Annotated in this window: 17 protein-coding genes and 1 pseudogene; 2 read left to right on the top strand and 16 right to left on the bottom strand. The window is 41.5% G+C overall.

What is annotated here, in order from left to right; all coding sequences use genetic code 11:
• Positions 1-36: 36 nt before the first annotated feature.
• The 6 genes and pseudogenes from V3224_RS08315 to V3224_RS08290 all read right to left on the bottom strand — a co-directional run bounded on the left by V3224_RS08315 (position 37) and on the right by V3224_RS08290 (position 3733).
• On the bottom strand, positions 37-645 hold the full coding sequence (locus tag V3224_RS08315; RefSeq protein ID WP_334469570.1) for a tail assembly protein: 609 nt from the start codon (positions 643-645) through the stop codon (positions 37-39).
• On the bottom strand, positions 642-1355 hold the full coding sequence (locus V3224_RS08310; protein ID WP_334469832.1) for a C40 family peptidase: 714 nt from the start codon (positions 1353-1355) through the stop codon (positions 642-644). Before V3224_RS08310 ends, V3224_RS08315 begins: the two co-directional genes overlap by 4 nt.
• A pseudogene (locus V3224_RS08305) lies at positions 1352-2093 on the bottom strand (phage minor tail protein L). The gene V3224_RS08310 and the pseudogene V3224_RS08305 overlap by 4 nt, the downstream one beginning before the upstream one ends.
• Entirely contained in the window at positions 2090-2431 is a 342-nt protein-coding gene (locus V3224_RS08300; RefSeq protein ID WP_334469830.1) for a phage tail protein, read from the bottom strand. The pseudogene V3224_RS08305 and the gene V3224_RS08300 overlap by 4 nt, the downstream one beginning before the upstream one ends.
• 61 nt (positions 2432-2492) lie before the next feature.
• Positions 2493-3056, bottom strand: a complete 564-nt coding sequence (locus V3224_RS08295; protein ID WP_334469828.1) for a BRO-N domain-containing protein — start codon at positions 3054-3056, stop codon at positions 2493-2495.
• Complete coding sequence (locus tag V3224_RS08290; RefSeq protein WP_442890171.1) at positions 3053-3733, bottom strand: phage antirepressor KilAC domain-containing protein; 681 nt, start codon at positions 3731-3733, stop codon at positions 3053-3055. The genes V3224_RS08295 and V3224_RS08290 overlap by 4 nt, the downstream gene beginning before the upstream one ends.
• 610 nt (positions 3734-4343) lie before the next feature.
• Between V3224_RS08290 and V3224_RS08285 the strand changes: the two genes are divergently transcribed.
• Entirely contained in the window at positions 4344-5141 is a 798-nt protein-coding gene (locus tag V3224_RS08285; protein ID WP_334469826.1) for a LexA family protein, read from the top strand.
• Positions 5142-5302: 161 nt separating this feature from the next.
• On the opposite strand, the gene V3224_RS08280 is transcribed toward V3224_RS08285, so the two are convergent.
• The 5 genes from V3224_RS08280 to V3224_RS08260 form a co-directional block, all read right to left on the bottom strand.
• Positions 5303-5974, bottom strand: a complete 672-nt coding sequence (locus V3224_RS08280) for an Ail/Lom family outer membrane beta-barrel protein (protein ID WP_334469824.1) — start codon at positions 5972-5974, stop codon at positions 5303-5305.
• A 104-nt stretch (positions 5975-6078) separates the two neighbouring features.
• Complete coding sequence (locus tag V3224_RS08275; RefSeq protein WP_334469822.1) at positions 6079-6771, bottom strand: phage tail tape measure protein; 693 nt, start codon at positions 6769-6771, stop codon at positions 6079-6081.
• A complete protein-coding gene (locus V3224_RS08270; protein ID WP_334469820.1) occupies positions 6772-9042 on the bottom strand; it encodes a phage tail length tape measure family protein in 2271 nt (756 codons plus the stop codon).
• 91 nt (positions 9043-9133) lie between these two features.
• Positions 9134-9961, bottom strand: coding sequence for a phage antirepressor N-terminal domain-containing protein (locus V3224_RS08265; protein WP_334469818.1), 828 nt, complete (start codon positions 9959-9961; stop codon positions 9134-9136).
• A 71-nt stretch (positions 9962-10032) separates the two neighbouring features.
• Positions 10033-10191, bottom strand: a complete 159-nt coding sequence (locus V3224_RS08260; protein ID WP_334469816.1) for an Arc family DNA-binding protein — start codon at positions 10189-10191, stop codon at positions 10033-10035.
• 107 nt (positions 10192-10298) lie between these two features.
• Here V3224_RS08260 and V3224_RS08255 point away from each other — a divergent pair, with 107 nt between their 5' ends.
• A complete protein-coding gene (locus V3224_RS08255) occupies positions 10299-10544 on the top strand; it encodes an Arc family DNA-binding protein (RefSeq protein ID WP_180560256.1) in 246 nt (81 codons plus the stop codon).
• A 42-nt stretch (positions 10545-10586) separates the two neighbouring features.
• Here the strand turns inward: V3224_RS08255 and V3224_RS08250 are convergent, their stop codons facing one another.
• The 5 genes from V3224_RS08250 to V3224_RS08230 are packed head-to-tail and all read right to left on the bottom strand — an operon-like array spanning position 10587 to position 12787.
• On the bottom strand, positions 10587-10859 hold the full coding sequence (locus V3224_RS08250; RefSeq protein WP_334469812.1) for a DUF1799 domain-containing protein: 273 nt from the start codon (positions 10857-10859) through the stop codon (positions 10587-10589).
• 26 nt (positions 10860-10885) lie between these two features.
• On the bottom strand, positions 10886-11191 hold the full coding sequence (locus tag V3224_RS08245; RefSeq protein ID WP_334469810.1) for a phage tail assembly chaperone: 306 nt from the start codon (positions 11189-11191) through the stop codon (positions 10886-10888).
• A 13-nt stretch (positions 11192-11204) separates the two neighbouring features.
• A complete protein-coding gene (locus V3224_RS08240; RefSeq protein WP_334469808.1) occupies positions 11205-11855 on the bottom strand; it encodes a phage tail tube protein in 651 nt (216 codons plus the stop codon).
• A 48-nt stretch (positions 11856-11903) separates the two neighbouring features.
• Positions 11904-12305 carry a phage tail terminator-like protein gene (locus V3224_RS08235; protein WP_334469806.1) on the bottom strand — a complete coding sequence of 134 codons (402 nt, stop codon included), beginning with the start codon at positions 12303-12305 and terminating at the stop codon, positions 11904-11906.
• Positions 12302-12787: a hypothetical protein gene (locus tag V3224_RS08230; RefSeq protein ID WP_334469804.1), complete on the bottom strand. Its 486-nt coding sequence runs from the start codon at positions 12785-12787 to the stop codon at positions 12302-12304. Before V3224_RS08230 ends, V3224_RS08235 begins: the two co-directional genes overlap by 4 nt.
• Position 12788: the final 1 nt, after the last annotated feature.

The following is a 12788-nucleotide window of genomic DNA, read 5'->3' as shown; positions in this document are numbered from 1 at the left end:
AAAGTCGCCTCAGCGACTCAATGTCCATAATGAATGTTATCGTTGGTCTTCGGTGTAAATCCCCGCGGATATGATTGCCCCACCTATCTCTTTTCTATCCAAGGTATACAATAACGGCACCGGATTACCTTGCGCTGTCGTATTCACCGCACCGCCAAACGCATAAGACGGTTTATTATCGGCGTCCTGACGAACGGAAGCCCCAGGCGGCTGCGGTGACAACATTTGCGCTATACCGCCTAATGCCATTGACGCACCGCCTAACGCTAAAGCACCACCCATAAACCCGCCTGCCCCAAACGCTGCCCACCCAGCAGGTCCCAGCATCATTGCTGCTCCTATCATGGCCACCCCTAACATCGTCTGAAAGAAGCCACCTGGTTTGCTGCCCTTAATTATCGGCGCTATTCGAATATCCTCTTTTGTGTTCAGGTGAAATTCATCTTCGCCTATATTCCGCTTTCCCTTGAAGACCGCAAACTCTACGCCTCTCAAATGCGCATCCGCCAGATAACGCTCAAAGCCTGAGTAAAGCACACATAACGCTTTAATGGCTTCTCTTGGGGAGCTAATGGCCAGTTGATGGACGCGTCCATATTTTGCGCCCAGTTTTCCATACAGCCTAACCGTTTTTAGTTCACTCATGCCCATTCTTTCCTTCTGACAATCTTGACGGTGCGGTGGCGCCAGTAATCACTGTAGGGCGTGACACGGCTTAATTGCCCGTACAGATGATGCAACAGCATACCTTTATCCAACAAAACACCCGCATGATTGGCGACATCAGCCTGAACCTGCATAATGACCACATCACTTACTTTTGGTGTGTCATTAATTTCAACGAAACCTTCTTTGGTGAAATTCTCCATGTAACGGTTTTCACCTTGCTCCCACCATGGATAAGTGACACTATAATTATTCAATGTAATACCGTGTTCTTGACGAAAATAATCAACAATCAGAGTCCAGCAATCGGCGTAACCCAAAACAAACGCTCTTCCCGTTAATTCACGCTCCCCTCTTGGTTGAATAATACGCAAATCCCCCTCGGGCCACGACACAATTATCCACGGTAATTCACTGGCATCGCATTGCAGATTATCTATTTCACTTGGGTGTGTTGTCACGCCGTCGCCACAATGTGAGTGGACGATAGCAACAGGCGTTCCCCAGTCTTCCGCATTGGCATAGTCTTCGGGTGATAGTTCAAAATATTCAGTCGGATTTAAAGCAAGATTACGGCAAGGAAAATAGCGTTTTACACGGCTCTTTTGGCAAATAACCCCGCAGGCTTCTTGCGGAAATGCCGTTTTAACGTGATTAAATATTGCTTCGGTAAGACTTTTTGTTATCATCGTATTAACCCTGCCGCAGGAAATCCGCCAAAATCCAAGGGTGCATTTTCACCAAATCGCTTTTTACAATCGCTCATTAGGCCGCCACAAACATCTAAGGCGGGGTCATTAACCGGATTGCCTTTCTCGTCAAAATAGCGTTGGCCATTATAGGCACACCCATTGCCTGAACGATACCCACCCCGCATGCACCAGTAACAGAGATGATGAATTTGACGCACTGGCAACATAACGCCTTGTAAATCAAACGGGCAAGCCAGTTCAAATTGAATAATTCCCCCCGCTTCCTCATGACTTTTGCGGTCAACATAAAATACCTGTTTAAAGCATTCATCCGGATTTACGGTGGGATTATCATCAGGAAAATTTGCTATCCAGATAGTGCGAAAAGGTCTCATAAATGGTTACTTTTGCCTGAACCATATCATCAAATTCCAGGCACAGTGATGATATCAGACTATCAATGTTCCCCACTTTAAGAATCGGTCTGGCTTGGCTGCCCTCACTACTTTTTGATAAACCCGAAATTTCATAAGGCCATGCGCCATATTCGTTACCTTGCCACCAGATAGGCTTCGGCTTTAATTTATCTTCTGCCTTTTCAATTTCTTCGGGGGTGTAACGAAGATTGTAAGCATGAAAACGCAAAACCGGACCACCAAAAGCACTGCCATCGACTTCCACCAACTGGATTTTTTCACCGGGTTCTAATTTTTGTACATCTGAATGGATTATCATGCCGAAAAAGCCTCCTCAAACGTGGCTGATATTTTCATGACATCACGCGCAACCGGCGTCATTTTGATTGAATCGGCTTTGACCCGATACACTCCCTTGACACCAAATGGGGGTATCCAGATAAATGATTTAACGGTGTGTTGGCGAATAAAATCAGAGATAGGCATCACGTCGGCTTTTTTACCTAAATATGAGAAGGGCCATGATTGCGTTTCGGGATGAATGCCATCGGCGGATACCTGTTTGTAACCATCACCAAATTCAACTTCTTTGATTCGGTGCCTGTACTCGCCCGTTGGGCTGTCTTGAATCTGGGTTCGCCATCTAAATTCGTCCATTAAGTTGACTCCATAAATAAAAAAAGCCACGATTAAGTGACTTTTTTGTTTTTTAGTAAAATTAATTTATCAATTTTACCGTTGAATGCATCTCAAGGTGTCTTAGAGAACTAAACACTGAGCCATGGAGATCTGCTAATCTTCCTGTTAACTCTGAATCTATTTTTGTATTTAATCTTCTCAAAGAAGGAGAAAGAGATTGATTCCATATAGTTCTAATCCTACTAATGTGAGTAAATGCTGTTGTGATATTTCTAAGCAGCAAATGCTCATCCAAATTACTTCCATTGACTTCTCTATCCAAAATGTCCAGTACCCATTTACGAAATAGTTTGGCTATTGGCGTCGTTGCAAACATCGCAATCAAGTGAGCCCCTCGAAGTGAAAATAACCGCACCAACATATCAATTTCACCCGTTTTTCTAACGACCGTCATATTGACGGTCATTGTCATTGAGTCAGTAAACTCATCTGAATTACGTGAATAAACCCGACTGACGCTATCTGTTCGGCTATAACCTAATGCTTGGGCAAGCTCAGTAGATGTAAGCCAAATTTGACCACCATCAACAATAGGATTAAAGGTAAAATTCTGGAAGGTTAGCGTAGAGAGAGCGTTATTCATGCTGCCACCTCCACGCTTAACAGTTTTGCCAATTTAGCAATTCCTTTTGGTGTGATACGAACCTGAGTTTTAGTTTCATCAACTCCATCAGTGCGGGTAATGGTTGTCAGTTTATGCTCAATCAACCCCTGTTGAATCTTGTCCTGATAACCAATCCAGGGACTGCCCAAGCGTCTATAAATCCATTTATTCCCACTCAAGAAATCAAACAGGGCTTTAGGACTTATTTGTAGCTGCTTGGCTGTATCAGTCACGCACATAGCACCATTGGATTTAGCGATACGTTCTAAGGCGGCTACATCCGGTTTCATTTCCGCTATTTGATGGTCACGCTCAAGAACTTTTTCAGTGTAACTCAGAAGTGTACTACGAAGAAATTCCGGATCATCAAGTGATATAATGGGTTTATTAAGCGCCTTTAGTTTTTGTAATACAGCACGACGTACTGATTTTGATTCACGCATGCCAACCAAAGTCATTTGTTCCATATTGAGAGCATACCCTTTAACAGCTCGTTTTGCCCCCTGAGAAGTGGTCACGTAAAATTTTTCCGCGACCCCTAAATCATCGATTTCGTCTTCAATACGAGCAATAAAATGACGATTTTCTATCTCCGATTCACCAGCTGATACACGTGCTGGATTTATAAAGTTGTTCAGAAAGTCAATACTTGACATAGTGACATCATGTAAGGCAGATGCTAAAATACTTGTGGTGTTGGTCTGATTTTGTATGATTGACATATCTTTACTTCCTTTCGTTGGGATGTTTAAAGATTCAGAAACCCTGATGGTGGCAGCCGTTGGGGTTTCGTATTTATGGAACCTGAAATTCACCTTTTATCTCCTTGTCCTTAACAATTTCTAGAATATATTCTAATTGAACTTGCGTAGATCTACGTTTCTCTTTGGCTTTAGCATCTAACCATTCCCGCATTTCCGGTTTCATTCTAAATGGATACGGAGATGGTCTTTCATCCTCACGAGTTTCGCACAGGCATATAAAGTTCTAGAAATGGCTTAAAAGCAATGGTTAATCTGTAAGTTACTAAAACACATAAATTTTATTAAATTACAATAATTTGTATTTAATTTATAAGGTTTTGTCTATTTATATATCATGCTGAATTAAACTTAAAAATAGCGCGTTTTTTTATTGGTGCGAAACTCGTGATCCTTTTTCACATTTCTCTCCTATGAACTATTTCAAATTCACATCTTCATGATATAATATTATTTATAAACCATGACTCACAATGTGTCAATATGAATTTTAAAGAGTTCACATATGATAATTGACGACAATTTTAAATCAAGAATATCCCTGGCTAGAAGACGCATTAAATTAACTCAAGGTGATTTAGCCAAAAAAGTTGGTGTTGTTCGTAGACAAATAGCTGCTTATGAAGCAGGAAATTCAAAACCTAGAGAGAAAGTACTAATTAAATTGGCTGCTGCACTAGGAACTACAGCTGAATGGCTATCAATGGGAATAGGTGATAGTCCTGATTTCCGCAATATCAAAAATACAATTACTGTTCATGAAATACCAATCTATACTCACATACAAATTTCATTTTTGAATAGATCAAATAATATATCTCCCATAGGCTTTATAGCTGCACCCTCAAATGCAAGCGAAAAAGCGTTTGCACTTGAGTTACGAGGTAATTCAATGATTACTCCCGATGGAAATGGTTTCTATGACGGAATGATAATTACTTTTGAACCTAATGACAAAATAGATAGCGGAGATTTAGTTTTAGTCGACGGCGCTATGAAGCTAGGTTCAACATTTAGGCAATTAATCATTGATCAAGGAGAATGGTATTTATCCCCGTTAAATGAATTTTATCCAACTATAAAATTTACCAATGAAATGAAAATTATTGGTATAGCCATCCATGCTCAGTATTACATACCTAAGCAACCTTTTGTTAAAAATAATATTAATGGATCTATTCGAGAAAACTTAACTAATACAGAACTTACAAGTGATATTGATTCAATTTCAGGAAAAAAACTCAACAAAATCTATTCTATGCTTCAGCAATTACTTAACAAATATGACCAAGAAAAAAAATAACAAAGCCCTAATAACAAATAGTAACATTATCGATTACTGGTTCTTTGTCAAAAGAATACATAATTGAATCGTCAATTACTTCTAATTTTAAGGTTTTGGATTTACCTGACAGTCATAACAGTAATAGCGAGTAACTGTCAGGTTGAGCTACAGCTTAAAACTTATACCCTACGCCAAACCGTGAATGCGTCCGTTTTCCACTCGCCACTGCCTGAACGTTCATAGCCCACGTCTAAAGTTGCCCCTTGCCAGAAGTTGACTTGCATACCAACCCCATAGGCTAACTGTGTTTTGTTATCTGAATTTGAATATTTAGCGCTATTAACTAATTTATTATCTCTGAACTCTTGTGAATTCGATTCATAAGAAGCTTTCTTATAGGCGCCACCGATTAGTCCATAAAGGCTGACATAGTCATTAACGCGATAAGTGGGACCCACCATCAAAGAAACATAATCACCGGATACTTTACCTCTAGCATGTATTCTATCTTTGTTATCATTTTTATTCGCTTTTGCCGTGGCATTGTAGTCTTTAGTTGAATAAGCGATTGAGCTTATGATGCCCGATTCGTCATCTATTTCATACCGGTAACGCATAAAAGCGCCGCCTAAATTATGGTAACTATCTAAGGAAAGAGTTGCCGATTTGCCAAAGTGATGATTCATTTCATCACCCGCTTTGCTTGCATTTTCTCTTAACAGATTAACTTGGTCTTTAACCTCATTAGACTTTACATTCAAATACCCAAAAGATAGCGTACTCTCACCGGCTTTTGCCATTACTGCGCCAGAAAATAGTGTCGGAATTAAAAACAATAACGTTTTTTTCATTGTTTTTCCTTTAATTTAACCATCATCTAGCTAACCATTAATTTTATTCATAGGTAACTATATCAAAAGAAGCTAATTGCTGCATAGAAAATACGCTTATCGGATTAATAACACCTACCATTGACCGCCTTGATAATTTTATGCAAATCACCGCCATCTCGACTCTCTGCGACTAAAACAGATTTAATTTTATGGGTTAAGGATTGTTCAGCTGCGCGCATATCGACATTGGAAGGGCTGGATTGCTGCGGTTGACCATCAACATGGATACCGCCTAAATTGACATTGATACCGCTTGCTATGGGCTGCATACCGTACATGGGCGTTGAAGACGTGCCCACATATCCACCAGACGCATAACCCCGCCTGGTTCCATCCATCAGACGATACAGGTTAGCAATACCTAACCGCTGAGTCGCTTCTTTGGTAAACACAAACTCCCCACCATGAACGATACCTTTCGGGGCATATTTACCCCCACTGCCCACATATCCGCCTGATGAAAAACCTAAAATACCCGCGACTGCTCCGCGCCAACCTTCGGTTTGCCCACCAAAAGCCGCTTTCATCGCTTGAAGCATCGCCATTTGCGTCATTAACTTCACCATCATCTCAAGTAATGATTTTGTAAAGTCAGCAAAATTAGCCTTCCCTGTCACCAAAAAATCAGTCAGTGATTGACGCATTCCCTCAAAGGCAAATTGGGTAACATTGGCGACATTGCCATAAGCATCAGTCGCTTGTTGTTCGAAATTTGTAAATCCTCGCTTAATCCCGGCTTCCCAGTTTTTCCGCAATCACTCCTCATTTTTGTACTTCTCATCAATGAGCGTTAGGCCTCGTCCATACTCAGGATTTTCTTGTTCAATCCCTTTACGCGCCATTTCTTCACGATATTTCTTTAGCTCGTGCTCTTTAGCGATTTGCATCTCGGTTTTGCCAATGCTCTCCAGCCGAAGTCTGATTTCTTCTTTCAGTCCATCGTTCGATAACCGCAAGGCATTAAGTTGTCTTTGCTTCTCAATTTTATCGCCTATTTCTGCGGCTTCACGCTTTTGTGCCAGAATCGCTTCTTTTTTTAATAATAACGATTGCTCATCTTCACTCAGTCGGCGTTGGTGTGTGCCACTTCTGGCCTCTTCAAGAATAGCTAACTGGTTTTCTGTTTTAAAAAGCGCTCGGCGTTGCTGGCTGATAATCCCAACATATTGACTTTCATCCTGTAACGTTCGTAGTTCTGACTGTAGTGCTCTGTTTCTGGCTTGCGCTTCCTCTTCCCAACGGGTGCCTAAAGACGGGCGGTATGTATCAGCTTTTGAATCTGGACTTGATTTTTCTTTCGCATAACGGGCATTTTCACGCCTTATTGCTTCATCGACTACGGATTTTGAACCGCCTGAATTTCTTATTCTTTCAAGCTCACTTTGATGCTTTTCTTCCGCATTTTCATATTTGCGTTTAAGCGCCTCGTCAACCCTGAACCGTGCTTTTTCTGCCTCTTGAGCCCTTACAACCGCTTGCTTTCTCTGATTTTCAATATCCTGTTGATATTTTTTCTCTTTCAGTAAATCAAGTTCACGCCTTATATCTGTCTCTGTTTTTCCTGAGGCATGATAATAATTTAATCTTGCAACCGGATTTACCTGGAATGCGACTAATTTTTCTTCATATTCGCGTATCTTCTGGTCTAATGTGTGTTCACGACCAATATCTAACATGCTATCCCAGGCGAGTCTTGCTTTATCGTTAACGGCTGCCCAGGCTGATTCAAGATAACCTAAATTCGCTTTTATCTGCTGGGTTCTGTTATTCGTTGCATTTGTATAGGCTTCCATGGCAACTTTAGCCGCTTCATGCTTTCTTCCCTGTTCCTGTAATGTCGATATTTGCGCTAATTGTGTTGCAGTCAGAAAATGCAGGCTTTTGTCAAGTTCGTTAATCGCTTTAACTGGGTCATCTTTGATGCGCTGAAACTGTTTTATTGTTTCATCAACAGATTGACCCACCAATTTTTCCATTCTGGCAGCGACATTGGCAATATTATCAATTTCATTGCCAGAAAATGAACCCGACCCCACAACTTTAGTGATTACATCCGCCATTCCCCCTTGTGTGACGCCATTTCCTGACAGCTGTTTGGCCAACCTGTCAAGTTGCCCCGCCGTTTTACCTGCATAACCACCCGTTAAAATAAGATGTTTGTTAAATTCACTAAATTCCTGAGAGCCTTTATAAGCGGCGATGGCAACCGCTGCCGTAACACCTGCCAATCCCCCCATCAACAATCGGGTAGGGGTTAATATTGAGCCTATTGCTTTAAAGGCATTACCCACACCGCCAAACGAATCTTTTATCTGTCCACCTTGCTGAACGAATACCATCCAGGCGGGCATACCAGAAGCCAATGAAGTCACAACATCCGTCATTTGCATCGGTAACATACGCATTGCATGACGATATTGCCCCATTGTTACCGCGCCATTCATAAACGCTTTTTCTTGTTCTTTTAACTTGGCAATTATCGGCGCTGCTTGTTGAGAAATACCCATCTGGGCCGCTTTCAATTCAAGAATTTCAGTTCGCGTCTTGCCTATCGTGTCTAATTGCTGTTTTAATGTATTTAGAAAATTATCTGCGGCCAACTTTGCTCGTTTTGAGGCTTCTTCTTGGGCAAGGAACGCTCTCCCTTCTGCGGTAAGCGCCAGATTCATCCGGCTTAGCTTATCTCTTGATTCCTCCAGTATCGTGTTGTAATCAACAAACTGGTCAAGCGGGAGTAAACCTTTTTGATGTGAAGCGGCGAGCTTACGGCTAATTTTATCCAGTTCATCAAACGCTTTATTGGTGGGATTAATTCGATTTAACAGGTCATTAAGTTCACTTTTTTGCGTCTTAATGATTTCGGCATTTCTTAATGAGGCCAGGCTGACTTTTTTTAATCCGCCCTCCAGGTTTGAGGAAGCCTTTTCAACCTTTTCTGCTGTGCCCTGAAAGGATTTTAACTTCTGCTCACCTCTTTCCAAATCCGCCGTGTTCACTTTTAATGAAATCGTGGCGATATCGGTCATAACGGGTTCCTTGCAACAAAAAGCCAGCACAGGGCTGGCTGAGTAAGTGATTTATACATTAAGGTACTCAAATGATTGATTTATCGTTTAATCAGTTAATCAACCGCATGAGATTCTCTTTGACAAAGTTTCGGCGTTCCGTTTCATCAGCAAGCACCACGACCCCCCGTCTTTCTAAATATTCCATTAATGTCTCAATATCCCCGATAAAATAATTAGAAGGGACGACTTCTGTTCGTGTTACACTGCCATTTTCGTAGTCGAGAATAATTCTTCCACAAATAGCGGGTAAATTATTTTGCAAAGAAGTTTTGCCGATAAATTCACCCTCAATCGGTACGCGAGCAGCAAGCGATAAGGCTTCAGTAAATTTTTCTTCGGCGATTTCTTTGTAGCTGCAACCAAAATGGCTTTTCAATGCTGACCAGAGCGTAATAGTGGCCTTGCCCTGATGTTCATGTGCCACACTCTTACCACGAGTCAGTACCAGTTGTTTGATAGCTTCTTGCTGTTCTGCTGTGATACATCCAGCAATTTGTTTAACTTGTTTACGTGGTTTGGCTTTAACCTGACCCGTAGTCCAGTATTCATAGAGAATATCATCACACTCTTGTTGATACTGGATGACTTTGTCACGGATTTCTGGCTTAACTTTGTTTGGGCTAATCGTTGCTAACCACCCAGCAAGTTTACGAAGCGCGAGACAAATCATATTGCGTTCCTTGCCATCCTCAGCAACCATTGTGATTTCCGCAATAGTTGAATTAAACTTTTGTTTTAACTTAGTAAATTGGGATGCCCAATCCATTCCCATGCCATCAACAATAGGCTTCATTGGCACGTACGGTTCGCCATTATAATTTACAACATATAAATTGTTACCGTGGAAAGGTACGTTAATTGTTGATATAGTATTCATAGTTCGTTTCTCTAAAGTTTCGGACTAAACCGGAAGCCCTGACTACCACTAATAGTTGGGGCTTCGACCATTTAAGCAATTACAACCCCTTCTTTCTTCAAACTCTCTTTTAGTCTTTGGACTATTTCTGAGTTTAGCGATCTTCCTTGTTCTTTTGCTACTTTCTTTAATGCCTCTTTTATTTCTGACTGCATCCTCACGCCTAGCGGCGCAATATCTCTCGTTTTCATAGTTATTACTCCATACACTACGTTATCATTATAGTAACACGGTGATAATATGAAGTCAATTTTTTATTGGCTACACTGTGCAATCAATTCACAATATAGGTGGAATTATGAAGGGAATGAGAAGCATTACTCCATTTGGTGTAAGAATGCCAGACGATCTTAAAGAAAAGCTAACAGTAAGAGCTGCCCAAAATGGGCGTTCCTTAAACTCTGAGATAGTTATGATATTACAGTCAGCGGTAAATGAAACCTCTACAAGTAAAACGATTGAATCTATAGCTAAAACAGAAGCAGATAAAATAAAAGAAGCCTTAGAAGAAACTCTAACTAAATTATATAATGATAAAAAATAACCAACATAACGATTGATGCCCATAAGGTATTGATAATCAGGTTTATTGGTGCATGAGCTCTAAGGCTTTTGCTTCCATCACACGGATATCATTAAATAAAGCGCCTTTATCCTGATTAATACCCAAAAAATCGATGATGTGGGATAACACGCTGTAATCCAGCCCTGTTGGCCCATTCACCCCCATTCGCCACTGAGTACGTAGCGCATTAAAGGTAAGAGAAGCCTCCCAGACATCTGGCCAGACTTCGACCTCGCTGTCTTCCGGCGTAAAACCGAAGGCTGCCTCAAAGTTGTGGATGTCGGTCTCGGTCATGCTGCCATACATGGCCTCAACGACCGCTAGGAGTTTTTTTCGCGTTGGCCTAATAGTTCGCTATAATACGTTGTACTAATGGCGCTGGCAGCTGAGGGATAGTTGTCAAATAACAACTTTAAATTATCAGCGTGATAAGGCGCTTCAATCGCCCAGTCAGCAATAATCTGCCGATAAAATTCATCAATCGGCATCTCGCGCATGGTTTCCAGTTCACTCATGGCTTTATGATTAAAGGTGAAAGTGACCACCTCTGGCTCTTTTTTGCCTGCCACCGGAATGAGAACATTGGCTTTAAACGTTGGTTTGGGTATCAGGGTAAATTTGGCCATACTACATCCTTAACTATACTGTATAGATTTGCATATCAGATTTAAGCGAGAAACGGGCTACCACGTTTTCAACCTCATTGATGGCCGTATTGGGCACGCGCTGGAAAGAGACCGAAGCAGTAAAATAACGCTCTTCACTGGCGCGTTTATTGAAAAAACGCACCGCAGTAATTTGCTTGCTGTCATCGAGTTTCATCAATAACTTACGAATGGGTAATTTTGCATCATGCGCAAAGGTATAAACCTGCGTGATACCATTTTTAAACGTGTCAACCGTTTCTACCTGTTCATCTTCTAAAAATTGAATTTCCTGCGTTTGTTGCTCACCGCCTTCCGTCGATAATGTCATGACTTGCGGCATCGCCTCCCATTCTTCCACTTTCTTCAAACTTCCTTTAGCACCACCAACAGGAAAAACGGTTTTATCGGTGGTATCGATTGATGCTAGTGTAATACGGGTATCAGCCGCTGCCTTGACCCGAAAAGCCCCCGACATTTTCTTCCAGCCGGATGCAATTTGTACCACATCGCCGGCTTTTATGTCACCGACAGAATCAACGGTTAACACACTCTCTTCTGCATTTGTCGCATCTTCGATATTTATTTCATCCCCATATTTACTAGCGACATAAACACGCGAACCGTTAGGAATATTATAGGCCATGATAAAACCTCATTATTTACTAATAAAAACCGCCATCTGACGGTAATGTTATATTGTAGAGTGACAACGATAAGGAACGCTGACCGGGAGGATATAATTAACCTGATCACTGATGGCTGGAAATAAACTTGGCTCACCGCTTAAAAAAAGGCTATCGGTCATCGAAAAGCCATTTGTTAGATAGTTTATTAAACGGTTTGCAATATTCATGACGGCTGTATCGCCCGTTCCAGCTTTGCCAACCACATTTATCTGAATGACACCGGTGAATACAGGCATATCGAGCGATAAACTTAAATTTTTCGTTGGCGCTGGCATGATGTGCAATTGTAGATAGGGTTCATTGATATCATCGAATTCACAATTTGGCCAGGCCACCTTGATATTCTCAGACTCAGCAAATTGAGCAATATGCGCACGGATGGCGGCATTAATGGTTAACGGGTTCATCCTTTACGCTCAGCGATTGCCTGATGAAAAAACTGCTGAAATTCCTGTGCCGTAATCCTTATCATACCCTTCGGTGCTTGTTTTGAATGCCCTATCTCAAGCCGATAGGCATAAGGAACTACGTTGGCAAAATAGACCGACTTCATGCCCACTTTAAACTGACCGATAACAAGATTACCCTCAGCTTGTGTTACTTCGCCACTTTTATCTATTCGTCCCGTTTCTTTCATTGGTACTTCATCAAACGTCACTTGCCAGTTGCCACGAAATCTCCCCCCCGTATATCCTGCTGGCTTCCTTTCTTTTCCTTTCCCTTTTTCGGCTATTTTAGCATTCACTTGCCAGATAGAGGGATTACCGACAGGCGACATCATGATCAACCTTGCAAGTATCTTTATGAATGTCACCTTGGTAACCGCTTCCATTTTCTCTTCTGATTTGCTGATAAACGCATTAATGGCGGCTGTAAAATTGTTTGCCATA

Origin of the sequence: Arsenophonus sp. PmNCSU2021_1 (genome assembly GCF_036919435.1) — a bacterium.
Lineage (GTDB): Bacteria > Pseudomonadota > Gammaproteobacteria > Enterobacterales > Enterobacteriaceae > Arsenophonus > Arsenophonus nilaparvatae.
This window is presented reverse-complemented; position numbering and strand designations above follow the sequence as displayed.

What these genes read in the sequence shown, in the direction of transcription:
- V3224_RS08315 (WP_334469570.1), bottom strand. Translation starts at nt 645, where the DNA reads ATGAGTGAACTAAAAACGGTTAGGCTGTATGGAAAACTGGGCGCAAAA.
- V3224_RS08310 (WP_334469832.1), bottom strand. Translation starts at nt 1,355, where the DNA reads ATGATAACAAAAAGTCTTACCGAAGCAATATTTAATCACGTTAAAACG.
- V3224_RS08300 (WP_334469830.1), bottom strand. Translation starts at nt 2,431, where the DNA reads ATGGACGAATTTAGATGGCGAACCCAGATTCAAGACAGCCCAACGGGC.
- V3224_RS08295 (WP_334469828.1), bottom strand. Translation starts at nt 3,056, where the DNA reads ATGAATAACGCTCTCTCTACGCTAACCTTCCAGAATTTTACCTTTAAT.
- V3224_RS08290 (WP_442890171.1), bottom strand. Translation starts at nt 3,733, where the DNA reads ATGTCAAGTATTGACTTTCTGAACAACTTTATAAATCCAGCACGTGTA.
- V3224_RS08285 (WP_334469826.1), top strand. Translation starts at nt 4,344, where the DNA reads ATGATAATTGACGACAATTTTAAATCAAGAATATCCCTGGCTAGAAGA.
- V3224_RS08280 (WP_334469824.1), bottom strand. Translation starts at nt 5,974, where the DNA reads ATGAAAAAAACGTTATTGTTTTTAATTCCGACACTATTTTCTGGCGCA.
- V3224_RS08270 (WP_334469820.1), bottom strand. Translation starts at nt 9,042, where the DNA reads ATGACCGATATCGCCACGATTTCATTAAAAGTGAACACGGCGGATTTG.
- V3224_RS08265 (WP_334469818.1), bottom strand. Translation starts at nt 9,961, where the DNA reads ATGAATACTATATCAACAATTAACGTACCTTTCCACGGTAACAATTTA.
- V3224_RS08260 (WP_334469816.1), bottom strand. Translation starts at nt 10,191, where the DNA reads ATGAAAACGAGAGATATTGCGCCGCTAGGCGTGAGGATGCAGTCAGAA.
- V3224_RS08255 (WP_180560256.1), top strand. Translation starts at nt 10,299, where the DNA reads ATGAAGGGAATGAGAAGCATTACTCCATTTGGTGTAAGAATGCCAGAC.
- V3224_RS08250 (WP_334469812.1), bottom strand. Translation starts at nt 10,859, where the DNA reads ATGACCGAGACCGACATCCACAACTTTGAGGCAGCCTTCGGTTTTACG.
- V3224_RS08245 (WP_334469810.1), bottom strand. Translation starts at nt 11,191, where the DNA reads ATGGCCAAATTTACCCTGATACCCAAACCAACGTTTAAAGCCAATGTT.
- V3224_RS08240 (WP_334469808.1), bottom strand. Translation starts at nt 11,855, where the DNA reads ATGGCCTATAATATTCCTAACGGTTCGCGTGTTTATGTCGCTAGTAAA.
- V3224_RS08235 (WP_334469806.1), bottom strand. Translation starts at nt 12,305, where the DNA reads ATGAACCCGTTAACCATTAATGCCGCCATCCGTGCGCATATTGCTCAA.
- V3224_RS08230 (WP_334469804.1), bottom strand. Translation starts at nt 12,787, where the DNA reads ATGGCAAACAATTTTACAGCCGCCATTAATGCGTTTATCAGCAAATCA.